Genomic DNA, 15,921 nt, shown 5'->3' with positions numbered 1-15,921 from the left:
CGGTTGAACCATGAATCGGTCTTTCTGCTCTGTCATGGCGCTGGGGGCCGGTACTGCGCTGCCGAGTTTCTCAGCTGCCAGATCGACTGCGGGCAAAGTAAGTTGACCGAATACGACATCAGGTAAGAAGCTTCACCCTCGTCGCTGGTGGCCAAGTCACTTCTCAGATCGCCCATCAGTTGGCCGTAACTCTCGCCGCGGCTGATCTTGTCGCAGATCCCGTAGCCATAGTTGAGAGCTTCGGTAGAGTTCGGAAAGTTGTAATGCCGCCGAACCATAACGTTATATAGGTACTCCAGGTCGGGGGCCGGGGCGGCAGACGCGTGCGGTGCGCCGCCAAACGCCATGACTAGCGCCGCTGCGGCGGACGCGATCGTGGCCGGCGCGGACTCGCGGGCCAAAGATCGCAGGCTCATCGGGCGTGTCATACCGGTTCAAACTGGGAGATGAGCCACCGGCCGTCGAGCTTGTCGAGGCTGACACGAACGCTGGAGGCGGTGCTGGTCGGCGCGCCCTGGCCGATGATGACCGTCTGGTTCACGAATAGAAGAACGACCGCGTGGGTGTCGGTCACCTTAATCGAAGCGGCGGCAGGGACGGTGGCAACTGCAGAGATCTGCTTCTGCTTTGCCCCTGGGATCACCACGTCGTGGGTCAGCGACGTGTAGGCGTTCAGGAAGTTACCGGTCAGCCGGCCCCGCGCGGCTTCTAGATCCTTTTCTACGGTGTCGGGCCGGTAGGACAACAGCGCGACGGTGCCGTCGGTGGCGGCCTGCACGGATTCCGCGCCAGCCACATGAGCGCCGCGGGCCACGGCGTCCTGCCACTTCAGATAGCCCGCGACTGGAGCCAGCAGGAACGCCAACGCGGGCAGGATCCCGTAGGCGATCGCCCGCGACCAGCGGATGCGACGCCTCGCGCTCGTCGCCTGGTCATCGTGGCCTGACCTGTCGACCTCGGTGCGCGCTTCGGCTGGCTTGGTCGTGTCCTCAGTAGTCGCGGTTTGCCCCGGCTCGGCAGGCGAGTCGTCCACCGAGTCGGAATCGATTGGGCCGTTGGCACTGCGGGACTTTAACCACCTCATGGCACAAACTCCACGTTAGAGACTTTGACCTGATTGCCGACCTTCTGCACGAAGATGCGCATCCGCCATGCCCGCGGAGGCTGGTCGGGCGCATCGGCACTCGATGTCTTGACGGCCAGGGCCACCAGTACCTGGGCTATGCCGCCCGTCTCCGTATCCAGCCCGGCCTCGGTAACCGTGCCGACTGTGCTCGCCTTGACGTGCCTGACTGCGTCGACGAATGGCTGTGACCGCTTGGCGAAGTCGTCGTAGAACTGTCCCGTCGCGCCATCAAGAATGCGCTGCACATCGGTATCGGCATGCTGCCAGTCGATCGTCGTCAGGTTTAGCGCGCCCTGCCTAGCCGCCTGCAGGAACTGACTTCGCTGGACATGCGCCTGGTGCGACTGGTGTGCACGAAATCCCAGCCATCCGACCAGCGCTGCCAACATGACGACGGCAGCCAGGCCAAACGACATCGCGCGCCATGGCGCCGACAGGGGCTTTCTGGACCGCGGGGCGGGGACATCTCGTGCATCGTCCGCAGCGGCCTCCGCGTCATCGTCCACATCAGACTCGTCTACATCAGACTCGTCTACATCAGACTCGTCGGCGGGGCCCTCGACACCCTCAATGTCGACGCGGACTTTGTCATCTTCATGCGGGATTGATTCGGAATCGGTAGCTATTCGCATTCGATCCTCCGTTCGTCGTGTTGTGAGGATGTCGGCATTTGTTGTCAGCTCCCCGGCGGCACCAACATCGATTGCCATGTCTTCTCCTTCGGCGCAGTTTGTGCCAGATCGGATTGCGTATATTGATGCCCGTCGGGTCCGATATAGGTACCGGTGGCCTGGTCGTATTGGGCGGCGGCTATCGGCGGTGACGCCGGTCCGGGCGAACTCGCTGCCGACGTTGGCGGCCCTGGCGGCAGCTCCGGGATGCCCTGGCCAGATAAGGTGGCATTGGGATCGCCTTTCCAGTTGTAGCCGTCGTTAAGCGGCACGTACTGCTCGTCGCTTTCACACATCTTCACGGTGGCTGCGCGCTTGCCTGGCTGCGTTTCGCACGGGATATTGCGGACGCCGCGGACGTCGATCTTCGAATCCTGAGGAACCCTGCAGTACAGGCTTCCAGCCGGCAGGTCCGGAGCATCTTCGAAGGTGGGGTTGCGTTTCTGCTGGCTCGGCAGATACCCGGTGGTGCACGGCGCTGGCAGATTGAGGTTGAGGTTGAGGTTGATGTAAAAGCCCTCGAAGGCCTGCTTGGTGTTCGTGTTGGCCACGATGGCGGCCTGGTGGTTCGCGACCAGTTGGGGCACCAGCACAAGGATTTGTTCGATGTCGTTCTGGTAGGTAAGAGCGACCTGGCCGACGCTGACCAGGTTCGCCAGCACTATCGGCAGCGTTGGCTGCAGCCGCTCGACCAGTTGACGGGCCTCTCCGAGCGCTGCGCCGCCGTGGTCCACGACGCCGGCGACGGCCTCGTCGTGGGCCCGCAACTCAGTGGTCACAGTGGCCATGTGCGACGCCCACCCCTGAACCGCTGCTGATGTCTGAGATTGAGAGTCGAGGACGGGCTGCGATTGGTCGATCAGCTTAATCAGCGGGTCGAGGTTCTCGCGCGCCTCGATCGCCAGATCGGAAGAGTTCTTGACCAGGCGGGAGAGTTCCGGACCGAGTCCGCCCACGGCGACGTAGGACTCATCAATGACGGTTTTCAGGTTGTCGCGCGGCACTGCCTGTAGACCAGTGTTGACCGCGTTCAGCAAGGCGTTGATGTCAGGCGGCACAGAGGTGTCAGCCCGCCGAATCACATCGCCATCCTTCAGCGGCGGTGAGGTTCCGTTACGCGGCAACAACTCGACGTATTGTTCACCGATCGCGGTTTGGCTGTGCACCTCGGCTTTAAGGTCCGAGGGAATGTTAATGCCGGATTTCAGCGATAGGACGGCCTCCACGCCGGTGTCGGTTAAGTGCACGGATTGCACCTGGCCCACTTCGGTGCCGCGGTAGGTGACGTTGGCCCTGGTGTAAAGCCCGCCGGTTCGCGATAGTTCCAAGTTCACGCTGTAGCGGCCGACGCCGAACAATAAGGTCGGCAGTTTCATGAAGTGCAGAAAGGTATATCCCGCCGTGACAAGCGTGACTACGGTGAGGATGGCCAGCTGGATTCTGGTCCGTTTCTGCAGCATTTATGGCCCCTGGTTCCAGTGGTAGGGAATCGTCAGCGGATTTCCCGGGTTGGACGGTCCCCCAGCTGTGCACGGACTCGGAAACTGGCCAATTGTGCGACCCCACTGCAGCTCCAGTTCGGTCAGATTGCACTGCCACCGGGTGCCGGTGAAGATCCCACTGTCGATGCGACTGAGGGTGAGGTCGATGATCATCGTCAGGTTCGCGTCGTCACCGCGCTGGGCATTTTCGAGCGTTTCGTTCACGTATGGGAAGGTGGTCATCAAGCTCAGCCAACGAGTCATGCTGGGGCCAGCGTTAGCGAGCGACTCCAACACCGGCGCGACTTCCCGGAGTTCCTTGACGAGGTTCTCTTTGGTGTGATTGACGGTGTCGACGGTCAATGCGCTGAATTTACTCAGCTGGCTAGCCGCGTCGACGAGGTTATCCCGCTGGTCGTTGAGCACCGCGAGCGCGTCGGGAATGGTCGTGATGGCCCGATCCAGGACGGGTTGCTGCGCAGCGAACTTTCCGACTAGGTGGTTCAGGCTGTCGGCGGTCGCGATGATGTCGCCTGTCTGGTCATTGAGGTTGGCCGTGAATTTATCTAACTGCCCGATCAGGCTTCGCAGGTCTTGCTCGCGGCCGCGAAACGCCGTGCTGAAGGCCTCGGTGATGTCCTGCACACGCCCCACCGCGCCACCGTTTAGCACCAGTGATAGCGCCGCCAATGTCTGCTCAGTGCTCGGGTAGGTACCAGCGCTCGACAACGGAATAAGTGAGCCTTCGCGCAACTGGCCACGCGGTGGGGCGTCGGTCGGTGGCGCCAGCTCGATGTGCAATGAACCCAGCAGGCTGGTTTGCCCGAGCTTGGCAGTTGTATTGGCGGGTAGGTGAACGTCACCGTTGAGACTCATGGTCAGCAACGCATGCCAGCCCTGCCGCGCGATCTTCGTTACGGTGCCGACCGTTACGTCGGCAACCCGCACCCGCGAGTTTGGTTGAAGGTTATCGACATCGGGCATCTGCACCTGGATCACGAAAGAACCTGGGCCGCGGCCCTGTGTTCCGGGTAGCGGTAGCGAATTGAGCCCACGCCAGCCGCAGCCGGTTAACCCGGCCCCAGCAATGATCATCAGCAGGCTCAGTCCCGCCAGTCCTCGGCTGTTTAGTCTCATGAGCCGCCTCCAGGGGGCACCATCATGCCCGGCAGGCCAGCAGCGGGATCGGTGGCAGCCCTGGCGGTTGCCGGCGGTTCTGAGGGTGCTGCCGCAGGCGGTGGTTCAGGGGTACGTGCTTCGGCGCCCGGGGGTGAATCAGTAACTGGAGGAACGTAGTCGGGCCGCATCCAGTCCTCGCTGTAGGTGACCTCATTGGGCCTGGCCTGTGCTCCGACGAAGAGATTCAGCCCTAACGGGGGGAAGTTGTACTGGCGGTTCTTAATAATGGGCGCCAGGTATTGCACGCACAGCTTCGCCGCCTGCTCACCGCCCAATCGGGAAGCCGCCTGCACCGCTCCGCAGAGGAAGGCGATCGGATTGGCGAAGTTGTTAGCGGCCAGTGCGCCGCTCAATCCGCCGTTGGCTGGCTTGAAGATGTTAACGAAATCCGACAACCCTGTCGGCGTGATGTGCAGCGTCTGTTTGATGTCGTCGAGGCTGCCGACCAGCGCCTTGGTTATCGACGCCAGTCTGTCCGACGCGGTGCCAAGCGGCTCGCGGTTATCGGCGACGAAGCTTTGAACGTCAGCGACCACCGCGTTGAGGTCCTCGACCGCCTGACCGACCTTGTTCGGGTCGTCGGCCATCAGTGCTGACACCGCGGCGAGGTTGCGGTTGAGCTGCTTGAGCACGTCGGCGCTGTCGTGCAGCGCCGACACCAGTGTCGACAGGTTGCGCAGTGTGGCGAAAATGTCTTTGCTGTGATCGCCAAGCGCGGACACCGTCTGCGACAACTTGATGATGGTGTCGCGGATGGTGCCGCCTTGCCCGCGCAGGTTGTCGGCGGCGGTGTTGACGAGCGCGCCCAGCGTGCTCACGCCGCCCGGCTGGCTGGGCTGCAGTAATTGGGTCAGCCGTTCCAGCTGTACCCGCAGGTCGTCCCACTCGATTGGCACGGCAGTTCGATCCCGCGGAATGACCGCGCCGTTGCCCATCTTGGGCCCGGCCGTGTAGGGCGGCGTCAGCTGGATCGCTCGACCCGTCACCAGTTGCGGCGACAGGATTGCGGCCATCGCATCAGCGGGGACTTTGTACTTGCTATCGAACCAGAACGTGATCTTGCTCCGCTGGGGCTGCGGTTCAATCTTGTCGATCCTGCCCACCCGTACCCCCCTGATGAGCACATCGTCACCGGGAAAAAGGCCGGTGCTGTTCTCGAAGTAGCCGACCACCGTTGTTCGGCCGATCCGATCGGTAGCGCGCGTCACGACCACCAGTCCTGCAGCGAGCACTAGGACGAGCATCGTCGCCACGATGACGCGTGGGTGGATCCCGCGGGGGTGGATCCTTAGCAGCGATATCACCGTAGGCCTCCCGGCTGACTCGCGGACGGCGCCTGACCCGGGGCTGGCCCGTAAACCGGGGCTGGCCCGTAAACCGGGGACGGTGTCGGTTCGGGGGTGGACTGCAACCCGGGCGGCGGCAGCGCGGGCGGCCCGGGGGGCGGACCGCCTGGCGGCGGGGCCGGCGACTCAGGCCGATACGGGTAGCGGCCCGGAGATTGTCCGGGCAGGTTGGGGTCGGGGTTGCCGGTGATCGCGTCGGGCAGGTTCAACCGTGGTCCGCCGCCCTGGCCGGTCCGCGGGTACGGCATCGGCAGCGGTGGGGTCCCCGGCTGACCAGTCGGCGGGTCGGTCAGCTCGGATGGCAGCAACGTGGCCGGATCTAGTCCTAGGTCGGAGAATGCGGCATTGACGAAAGGTTGGACAAACTGACCCGGCAGCAGATTCGATACGTATACGTTGAAAAATGGCCCCTGCGAGATTGTTTCACTCAGCTGCATGACGTAGCGGTTAAGGCCTGGAATCGCTTGCTGCAAGCGCTCCTTTCGTTTGTCGACGATCGATAGGACCTCGTCGAGCTTGTTCAGCGCCGGCTGTAGCTGCCGTCGGTTGTCGGCGATGAATCCCTTCAGTTGGCGCGATACCGCCGAAACATTGGCCCAGATCTGGTCCAAGGCCGCGCTTTGCGTCCGCAGTTGCACCAGCAACGCGTTGGTATCCGTCACTAGGCTGACCACCTGGTCACTACGCTTGGCCAGCACTCCCGTCGCTTTGGCCGCGTTGTCAAGCAGGTTGCGAAGATGAGCGTCGCGGGCGTTGAGTGTTTGCGCAAACCGCGCCAGCCCCTGCATGGCGTTCCGCAGATCTGGTGGGGTCGTGGAAAAGGTTTGCGCCAGGGTAGCCAGCGAGTCCGACAACTGGTCGGTATTCAGCCCGCTGATCGTGGTAGCCAGGTCACCGAGGGCGTCGGGCAGTTGGTACGGCGACACCGTCCGGTCCATCGGAATAGCGCCCTTCAGCGGTCCTTCACCGCGCGGCGTGACGTCGAGGACTTTGGTGCCCAGAAGGCTTCTCGCCTTAATTGCCGCCTCGGTGCGGTCCCCCACACGGATGTGCTTATCTAGCTTGAATGTGACCAGCACGCCGGTTCCGTCAAGCTCGATGCTTGATACTTTTCCCGCCGGGTAACCGGAGACCTCGACGACAGCGCCTGTGTGCAGCCCGCCTGCGTCGGCGAAATAGGCCGAGTAGTTCGTGCCCTGGTTGAAGAAGGGCAGATTCTGGTATTCCAGCGCGCCGAGCGTAATGGCGGCGACCGCTGCAGCTCCCACGGCGCCGATGAGGAGCGGGCTGCGTTCAGAGAACGATTTCATTTCGGCGTACACCGTCCGGTGCTCTGACCGGCTAACTTGACATACACCGGCTGGCCCCCTTTTCCGTTGAGCTTGAGCACGATTTCGCAAAGGTAGAAGCTGAAGTAGTCGCCGTAGATCCCCTGACGGTCCATCACCCGGTACTTGTCCGGCAGCGTGTTGAGCAGATTGTCGAGGTAGTCGCGGTCGGCCACCGCGATGCTCGCGGCCCGGTCGGTCTCTTGGACCGCCTTCTGGAACGGCGCCCGGGTTTGCGAGAGCAAGTCAGCGATCGAGCCAGCGGCGGCGTTGGTGTAGGCCACCGCGTTGACAATGTCGCTTTTGCGGGTAGCCAGTCGGTGAATGAGCTCCGACAGCGACGTCACGGCCTTATCGAGCTGGTCGCTCTGGCCGCCGAGTGATCCCAGCACCACATTGAGGTTGTCGATGACCTGTCCAATCAGCAGGTCACGCTCGGCTAAAGTGGTGGTCACCGCCGCGGCCTGGTCGAGAAATGAGCCGATTGTCGGCCCCTGTCCCTGAAACGCCTGTATCAGCTGCGAACTCAACGCATTGACCTGCTCCGGATTCAGGGCGCGAAACAGCGGCTTGAACCCGCCGATCAGCGCATCCAGATCCAGTGCGGGTTTGGTGCGGGCCAGTGGAATGGTCTGACCAGGATTAACTTTCTTAAATCCGCCAACCCCTTCCTGCAGGGCTAGGTAGCGACCGCCGAAAGGGTTGTCGTAGCGAATCACTGCCCGGGTTCCTTCGGTGATGGTTACCGAATCATCGGCGGTGAACTCAACGCGCACTGTCGCGTCGGCGTTGACCGAGATGTCTTGGATCTTGCCTACCTCCACCCCCGCGATCCGAACCATGTCGCCCTTCTTGAGACCAGACACGTTGGTGAACTCGGCGTTGTAGGCCGTGCCTTTGTCGAACCGGAACTGCCCGTAGACCGTCAGCAAAACGAACGTGGCCAGCAAAGTGATCGTTAGGAAAATCGCCACGCGCCAGGCGGCGTGTCTCACGTTGTTCCCCATGATTCGTCTTTCTCCAGTTCGGTAATTCGGCCGCGATCACGGCGATGGAGGCGGGACGGACTCAGCCGGTGACTGACCGGGCTCCGTCGCCGCGGCAGCAGACGTGGGGGCGGGCGGCACTCCCGGCCACAATGGCACCCCGCCGGGTCCGTACAGGGGTGCGCCGTAGGGAGGCGCCCCCGGATACAGACTCGGCCCGGGCGCCGGCCCGGGAAGGCATTGGCGGATGCTCGGCGGCCCCGACAGACCTCGGGTGACGGGGAACCAGTCCGCCCAGCAGGGATGCCCGATACCAGGGTTGGGCCGGATATCCAGACCGGTCCCCCACCCGGTGTCGGTGACGAGCTGGCGCACCGGGAAGTTCTTCGTGACATCCGGTAGCGACCCACACCCCGGCTTGCCGCCGGGTCCTCCCTTGGCCGCGACAGTGGGAAGGTTGTCCGGGTAGATGTAGGGGTCGTTGCCTAGTGACAGCCCGAAGTCGAGTTGGAGCGACCGGCCGTCGGCCCCGCCCCACGCCCCGCGGCCCCCATGGTCGACGTACCACTGGGCGCCCCGCATAAAGCAGGTGTACTCAGGGTTGTATTTGAGCAGCAGGTTGGTCGTCGGCTCAAGAACGTTGACCGACGTGACCAAATTGTCTTTGCTTGTGGCCAACAGGTTGGTCCCGGCTCTTGCAAACCCGATAGCCTCGAGCAGCAAGCTGTCCAGCGCGGTCGAATGATCCACGATGGTAGCGCTGGTGGTGCTGGCGGTGTTCAGGATCGTCAGAATGTCCTGGGCGGCCGGGTCATAGCCGTCGGTGAGGTCTTTCAACGAGCGCAAGTCCTGGCGGATGACGTCGTTGCGCGAGTTGAGGGCTAGCAAAACCTGGTTAAGGTCGGTGGTGGCCGCCCCGATTCGTTCGCCTTGTCCGCGCACACCGTCGGCCAGTGCGGTCAGCACCGCGTTGAGTTTGAGTGGATCGATCACCTTGAGCAGATCGACGACGTTTTCAAAGACCGTGTTGACCTCTGTGCTGACATTCTTCGAATGCAGCACTGCGCCGGAGGCCAGCCGCGCGGCACTGGGGTTCTGCGGATACACGAGGTCAACGAACTTGGCGCCGAATGCCGTGGTGGCCTTGATCTCTGCCTGCACGTTGGCCGGGATGTAGCGGACCTGATCGGGATCGATCTCAAGCCTCAAGCTGGCCCCGTTCGTGCCACCGCCTATCTGTTTGACTTGGCCTACCTGGACGCCACGCAGCAGGACCTTGGCGTTGGTCTCCAACTCGAGGCCTGCTCGATCCGACGTCAGCGTCACCGGCACGACGGCCCGGTACGCCCCACTGAATGCCGCCATGGTCACGAACAGAAACAGGCCGATCGCTGTGAACAGCATCAGCGTCCACCACGCCGGGTGGAGATGATGTTCTCTTGGCCTGTGCTTCATCACGCCGCTAACTAGTGAAGTGGATGTTGCCGGATTGGCCGTAGACGGCGAGGGTGAGCAGTGTGAGCATCGTCCCCGAGATCACCAGTGAGCTACGCACGGCCCGGCCCACCGCCTCGCCAACCCCCGCGGGACCGCCGCTAGCGTTAAACCCGTTGTAGGTGTGCATCAACATGATCAAAATCGTGAGCACTAGCGACTCGCAGAATGACCAAATCACGTCAACCGGGTTTAGGAACGTATTGAAGTAGTGGTCGTACACGCCGGGCTCCTGGCCGTAGATGGCTGTGGTTGTGATGCGGGCGGCCAGAAAGCCCGTAAGAGTGGCTACGCAGTAGAGCGGGATCACCACAAACACCCCGGCGATAACCCGGGTTGACGCCAGGTAGGCGATGCTGCGTACACCGATCACCTCTAGCGCGTCGATCTCCTCGTTGATCCGCATTGCCCCGAGCTGGGCGGTGGCGCCCGCGCCGATGGTCGCCGAGAGGGCGACGGCAGCAGTTCCGGGCACAAGGAACCGGATGTTGATCAAGCCTCCGGCTAACCCGGTCAGCGCTTCCACCCCAATGGACGCGAATTGGTTGTATCCCTGCACTCCCACAAGGGATCCGGTGGCCAGTAGGAGCATCGCAAAGACCCCGACAGATCCGCCGACAACCGCGAGCGCTCCGGACCCCATGCCCTGCTGCGCAATCACACGCAGTAGTTCAGGCCGGTAGCGATTGGCAGCAGTGGGGATCAAACTCACCGTCTTGGCATAAAAATACGTTTGTGATCCGATCTGATTCCACTTACCAATCAGGTTTCCTAACGTCCGCTGCAGCAGCGGAGACCGTTTGCTCGGCCGGGTACTCGAGAGTGTTTGCGTCACGGGTTCACCTCACGACACAGTCCACTGGATACCGACGGCGGTCACGATCGTGTTGATCGAGAACAAGGCTATGAAGGAGAACACCACGGTCTCGTTGACAGAATTGCCGACACCGGCGGGACCACCGCTGACCGTGATGCCCTTGTAGCAGCCGATAAGGCCTGCCGTCAGCCCGAACAACGTCGCCTTCACAAGTGAGACAACGACGTCGCCGACGCCGGTGAGCAAGGTTAGGTGGTCCACAAAAGCGCCCGGAGAAACGTGCTGGACATACACAGAGAAAACGTAGGTGTCGGTGAGAGCCACGATGATCACCGACGCGCCCAACGCAAAAGCCACAGTGGTGGCCGCGAGCACGCGAGGAAGTACTAGCGCCCGGATGGGGTCGATTCCCATTACCCGGAGCGCGTCGAGTTCTTCCCGGATGGTTCGTGCGCCCAGATCAGCGCAGATGGCGGTGGCCGCCGCGCCGGAAATCACCAGCACCGTGCCAACCGGGCCGATCTGGCTCACGTCGGCGATCGAGGCGCCCGTCCCCGAGTAATCCACGGCACCGATTTCCGTCAAGACGACGTTGAGGCTGAACGTCAGGAGCACCGCATACGGGATCACCAACACCAGCGCAGGGACGGTCGATACGCGTGCGATGAACCAGGTCTGCAGTACGTATTCACGCCAGGCGAACGGAGGCCGAAACACCATCAACAAGGTGTCTAGTGACATCGCAAAGAAACCGCCCAAGGCACGCACCGGTTTGGTGACCGGATGGGCCGAGGTCAACTTGACTTACCCCCCATAGGCTCTGCGGTTTCGATGCGCGTTGAGCTGCCGCGCAAGCGCGGCTGAACGCGTCCCTGATCCCGATGGGCTGCGCCGCACCGCCTCGGCACAGGTCCTGCAATCGCAGGGGCTGCTTTGCCGGCCCGCTGGCGGTTACCAGGATCAAGCTGACCGGCAATCGATGTACCGCCTCGCCTTGACGACGCCGCGCCGCTGCGATGATTGCGCGTCCGGGTAATGAGGTGATCAGTATGGGTGTCCAAGGCGGACAGACCCCGAAGCGATTCCGGCTTCCCCGCCACGCCAGGTTCATAGTGAGCTTGCCCGGCGCCGACGCCACCCTCGGCGTCAAATTCCTTTGTTCCACAGGGGGAGACAGCGCCGCCTCGGATAGCGCGGATCGCCTGAAAGGCTCGGCTGAACCCCGTCGCCTCCTTATCCCGTGCGGCATTCGGGGTGACTCGGTCGTCGATCAGCGCATCGCACTCAACACCGCGGCAGCTGGACAGCGTCATTGAGGTGCCCCCTTCGCCATATCCGTCGAGTAGCGACATACCTTGTTGCCCTGCTTGATTGAGCCGACCTACCAGGTTCAGCGGATCTAGCGTCCCTAGCCGGCGTGTCTTGCGTCTATCCGATAGACGCGGACGAGTCTCCAATTAGCGCACTTGCAGTGGCGGTGAGCTCCCCGACCGGACGTCGACTGACGCGGACGGTTCTGACCACACCCCGCCGGAGCATCATCTAGTTGGTGGAGCAACTCTCTAGCATGTAGATAGCTGCACGTTGTGTAGGCGTGCTCTGGTCAGGGTCGCGCTCACCCGAGAGTTGTCAGGCTGGTGCTGATCACCGGCCACTAACCATCACAACCAAACGCGATCGGAAAGCCAGCAGGCCGACGGCGAGGTGGGCGCACTGGATCAGCATATAGCTATGGGCCACAACGATATTCACCACCGTATCTCCGCGTGACACCTGTCACCAGAGCGGCCAGCGTTCGCGCCGAACCATCGTCGTGCGGTGCCCAACCCGCGCGTATCCCAAGGCCACTCAGTGAATGTCGACTGGCTCGCTTCGTGCATATCTCCGCTTCCGTGGCTTGAGACTGTCTTGCGGCCGGTCGCCACGAGAGGGGCGCCCGAGCTGGCTTAAAAGGAGGACGGAGTCGTCGCCGTGGTCGGTGCATACCTTATTCTTCGACATCCTCCCCTAGCACGGGACTAGCGATGAGGCGTCGCGCGTGTTCATTGAGATTTGCGAACCCATCGATGATTAGATTTGCGATTCGCAGCTTGCCGTCCAGGGATCGAATTGTCCAGGTATGAAAGGCCGTACCGGTAAACTCTTCGCTTGTGGGCGACGGCGGCTTCCAGCGGCGCATGAAGAAGTCGAGCCTGGTGCTGACTTCGACATCGCCGGTCAGCGACGGACTCAGTGACAGAATCGCCTTCAACTGGTTGCGCTCGTCGAAAAATTCGGCCCTTTCCGAGAGGTATGCACGCAGACCGTCGATCCCATGCCACATATCACCGCCGCGGAGTCCGGTTTCGAAGTCTTCGGTGAGAATCTGGTCCATCATCTCGTCAGCGGTCGGGTGTTGTTGGAGCGTTGTCAGATAGGTCTCGATTGCCATATAGACGGCCGGAGGATCTGGTATGCCGATCATGATTTTCCTGTCGTACGGTCACTTTTCGTCTTCTCGGGACATGATTCAAGGCCTCCGTGCCCATCCATGGCCGCGCGGTCATGGTTGGGGCTGACTTGCGGTACGTCAGTCAAAGCCGTGTCCGACCGAGACGTCATTCGCACGAATTTTGCTGAGCGAGATTGAGGAGGAATGCAATTAAATCGGTGTTCTGAACTGATAAGCACATCGAGGTCGTACGGGCCTACGCCCATCGGCGCCTTGGCCGGACTAACGGACAGGCGGCCGCCAAGGTCAAGACGGCCAGCCCCCGCCCAGCGAGTAAAAGTTCAGCAAAAACTCGACCTGCGCCAGCCACAGGCCTGCGGCGATGCCTAGCCATAGCCGGGCGGGTTCACTGCAACGTGCATCGGCTTGGTCTCATTGAGAATCTCCTAACGCCGAGTGAGGGTATCCTGTCCCGCTTTAGCGGATCCGGACCTTCCCGCTGATCTGCGCAGAGTCCGTGTGCCGCTCAAATCTCAGATTGGTATTTACATGCCAGAACCGGCGCTCATCGCTTCCTCGGTTTTATGTCGATAGTGCTCATGCAACGCCGCCCAGCGACGGCCGGCATCTCTGGCTCCTTCCAGATATGACTCCGGCGCTTCGGTATACGGCGGGCGCGTCGGTCCGGTCCGCATGAATCCCGCGGCCTGGAACTGGGCGTTGTCGAGTTGAATGCTGTACTTCAGGAATTCTGGGAAGTTGCCGTTCGGGTAGAGCGGTGCGAGTGCAGCGTTCAGTTCGGCGGTTACGCTCAGGCACTCGTCCCAGTTCTTCGCGTGAATCAGTTCGCGTAAATGGATCGCTGGAGCCGGGCCGCACGCAACGTTGCCAGACCAGCACGCCTTGATGTCGTCTGGGAAAAGACGCGCGCAGTAATACCAATCGGTTTCAAGCGGCAGCAACCGCATGCGTCCCGCGACCGCCTGAACGTCGTCGATGAAGGCTCCCCCACCGATTGCGATTCCGAGGTGCTTGGCAGCGACTATCTGAGGTATTCGGCTCAGCGCGCCGTAGGCTTCTGTACCGATCTTGCCCTTGAAGGCGCCCGGATTGTCATAGATCACCAGCGGCAGCTCCGGCAGCGCCTCGCACAGGGAGCGATAGAAGGCGACGATCCCCTTGTCGTCCAAGGGAAGCCACATCGGGCGCCCGGCGAACAAACCGTCAGCTCCAAGTTGCGCGAGCCGTCGCGCTCTTGCGATGGTCTCTCGCGTGTTCAGGGTGGTGACGCCCGCAAACACCGGGATTCGGCCGGCGACCGTCTCTACCACGGTGCTGACGAAAGCCTGTGTCTCCGTCCAGGTCAATGTCGCGCATTCACCGAACGTTCCAGTCGTCATCAGGACGTCGACGCCGCCACGCACCATGGCTTCGGCCAGCTCGGCTGTGGCGTCGAGGTCCACGGTATTCTCCGCGTCCCATCGGTCAGCCAGGGGAGTCGACGGCGTTGGAATGATGCCGACGACGCCAGTGATGTCGTCTTTTGTCAGTTTCGGATTGGTCACTTAGCTTTTCTCTTCCCTAGCCGTGGTGCCGCACGCGGCTACCATCGATTTCCGCGTTCGATCACAATCTGGTTCTCCAGCTGCTCAGCTGTTGTCGACACCGTTCGGCCGTGTCGCATTTCCCGGGACAGCAGGGTATGGCTGCGACCCAACCGATAAGCCTGGTTCCTCGTAATACAGGTTGAGCGCACGCATTGCCGGAATATCGTTGACGGAGAAGAGCACAGCGTCTTCACGTGATCTGTTGATGAAATGATGTGTGCTCCAGTTGGGCACAACGAAACTGTCGTGCGGACCCCACTGCATTTCGAGATCGTCAACAACCGTGATCCCTTCGCCACGAATGACGAAATACATTGCGCTGGAAGTGTGCCGGTGGGGTTCGGTCTCCTCTCCGGCGCGTAGCAGCTGGACCCAACAATCCATGGTGGGCAGAGTGGGTCCGCCGGTCACGGGGTTGGCGTACCTGAGCACTACCCCGTCGTGGGGGCTGCCTTTCTGGTCGGCCATCAAACGAAGCTCAGCTTCGACTTGTCGCCATGGATACCGGTAGGGAAGGTTGACTTCTTTGGTGCGTTCCCACACCGGACGCAACATCCCGGCCCTAGCCGAAAGGTACTCGCCCGCACTCGTCCTTTGCGGCTGGCGTTTGTCCCCGAACGATTCGTAGAATGGAACATTCAAAGCAAGCACCAGGCCGATATCGAGCGCGTCAAGCCAGACGACGTTGCGTCCCGTCGCATTCTCGTGGTCGTGCCAAGTCCAGCTCGGGGTAAGTACCAGATCATAGTTATCCATCGGGCACGCCTCGCCATCGACGACCGTGACGAGGCCGGGGCCGCCTTCGACGACAAACCGCAAGGCAGACATGGTATGCCGGTGGGACCACGCAATCTCGCCGGGCTTGAGCATTTGCATGCCCATGTTCATGGTATGTGTGGTCCCCCGAGTGCCAGGGTTGATGAACGACAGATGGCGTCGAGCGGTCAAACTTTCAGCGACGACATCAAAGGATTGGAGCAGTTTGTTGTAGACATCGTTCCATCTCCACATGAAGGGAACTCCCGCCGGCGCAGGACCGCCGACGACATTTTCTAGCATCTCGTCATAGATCCATTGGCCGCGTAGGTTCGCGACTTCGAGTTCCGCATCGAACTGCTGCAATGACTTGCCGGCCATATAAGACGGTCCATATCGTCGCTTCCGCGAATAGCGGAGAGGTGTTCCTTGGAAGGCGAAGACGGCCTAACGGCCGACTGTCGACAGGTAAAAGTCTGTCTCGCTACGGCCTTCGGCGTCTATCCGATAGACGCGTCCGAGTCTCCGATTTACGCGATCCAGTGAAATGGCGCAGGCTGTCGGTGAGAGGTTCAACGCAATTTCGATGCCGCTAGCGGGTTGGCCCGATCGGTCTGGCGGCGGAAGTATGGGCTTCAGTTACATTGACCGACAGGCAATTGAGAGCAACGCGGATCACGACGCAGGCGCATTGCGTAG

14 protein-coding genes are annotated in these 15,921 nt (G+C 61.7%); all 14 read right to left on the bottom strand.

Going from position 1 to position 15,921, the window contains the following annotated elements; all coding sequences use genetic code 11:
- Window positions 1–32: 32 nt before the first annotated feature.
- Entirely contained in the window at window positions 33–416 is a 384-nt protein-coding gene (locus AC5Y42_RS22350) for a DUF732 domain-containing protein (protein ID WP_202349411.1), read from the bottom strand.
- A gap of 8 nt (window positions 417–424) precedes the next feature.
- On the bottom strand, window positions 425–1,084 hold the full coding sequence (locus tag AC5Y42_RS22345) for a hypothetical protein (RefSeq protein WP_499900752.1): 660 nt from the start codon (window positions 1,082–1,084) through the stop codon (window positions 425–427).
- Window positions 1,081–1,836 carry an Rv1363c family protein gene (locus tag AC5Y42_RS22340; protein ID WP_499900751.1) on the bottom strand — a complete coding sequence of 252 codons (756 nt, stop codon included), beginning with the start codon at window positions 1,834–1,836 and terminating at the stop codon, window positions 1,081–1,083. The genes AC5Y42_RS22345 and AC5Y42_RS22340 overlap by 4 nt, the downstream gene beginning before the upstream one ends.
- Window positions 1,803–3,257, bottom strand: coding sequence for an MCE family protein (locus tag AC5Y42_RS22335; RefSeq protein WP_499900750.1), 1,455 nt, complete (start codon window positions 3,255–3,257; stop codon window positions 1,803–1,805). Before AC5Y42_RS22335 ends, AC5Y42_RS22340 begins: the two co-directional genes overlap by 34 nt.
- A complete protein-coding gene (locus AC5Y42_RS22330; RefSeq protein ID WP_499900768.1) occupies window positions 3,258–4,373 on the bottom strand; it encodes a virulence factor Mce family protein in 1,116 nt (371 codons plus the stop codon).
- A gap of 38 nt (window positions 4,374–4,411) precedes the next feature.
- Complete coding sequence (locus AC5Y42_RS22325; RefSeq protein ID WP_499900749.1) at window positions 4,412–5,701, bottom strand: virulence factor Mce family protein; 1,290 nt, start codon at window positions 5,699–5,701, stop codon at window positions 4,412–4,414.
- A gap of 56 nt (window positions 5,702–5,757) precedes the next feature.
- A complete protein-coding gene (locus AC5Y42_RS22320) occupies window positions 5,758–7,113 on the bottom strand; it encodes an MCE family protein (protein ID WP_499900748.1) in 1,356 nt (451 codons plus the stop codon).
- Window positions 7,110–8,138 (bottom strand): virulence factor Mce family protein, encoded by a 1,029-nt coding sequence (locus AC5Y42_RS22315; protein ID WP_499900747.1) that lies wholly within the window; start codon window positions 8,136–8,138, stop codon window positions 7,110–7,112. Before AC5Y42_RS22315 ends, AC5Y42_RS22320 begins: the two co-directional genes overlap by 4 nt.
- Window positions 8,139–8,174: 36 nt before the next feature.
- Window positions 8,175–9,572 (bottom strand): MCE family protein, encoded by a 1,398-nt coding sequence (locus AC5Y42_RS22310; protein WP_499900746.1) that lies wholly within the window; start codon window positions 9,570–9,572, stop codon window positions 8,175–8,177.
- 7 nt (window positions 9,573–9,579) lie between these two features.
- Window positions 9,580–10,401 (bottom strand): ABC transporter permease, encoded by an 822-nt coding sequence (locus AC5Y42_RS22305; RefSeq protein WP_499900767.1) that lies wholly within the window; start codon window positions 10,399–10,401, stop codon window positions 9,580–9,582.
- Between the two features lie 54 nt (window positions 10,402–10,455).
- Complete coding sequence (locus AC5Y42_RS22300; RefSeq protein ID WP_499900745.1) at window positions 10,456–11,169, bottom strand: MlaE family ABC transporter permease; 714 nt, start codon at window positions 11,167–11,169, stop codon at window positions 10,456–10,458.
- Between the two features lie 1,246 nt (window positions 11,170–12,415).
- Complete coding sequence (locus AC5Y42_RS22295) at window positions 12,416–12,892, bottom strand: hypothetical protein (protein ID WP_202349417.1); 477 nt, start codon at window positions 12,890–12,892, stop codon at window positions 12,416–12,418.
- Between the two features lie 512 nt (window positions 12,893–13,404).
- Window positions 13,405–14,424 (bottom strand): dihydrodipicolinate synthase family protein, encoded by a 1,020-nt coding sequence (locus AC5Y42_RS22290; protein WP_202349418.1) that lies wholly within the window; start codon window positions 14,422–14,424, stop codon window positions 13,405–13,407.
- 84 nt (window positions 14,425–14,508) lie between these two features.
- Window positions 14,509–15,603, bottom strand: coding sequence for a cupin domain-containing protein (locus tag AC5Y42_RS22285; protein WP_202349419.1), 1,095 nt, complete (start codon window positions 15,601–15,603; stop codon window positions 14,509–14,511).
- Between the last annotated feature and the right edge of the window lie 318 nt (window positions 15,604–15,921).

It is taken from the genome of Mycobacterium sp. NGS48, assembly GCF_059812585.1.
Note: the sequence above shows the minus strand (reverse complement) of the source record. Positions and strands in the feature narration are given on the sequence as shown.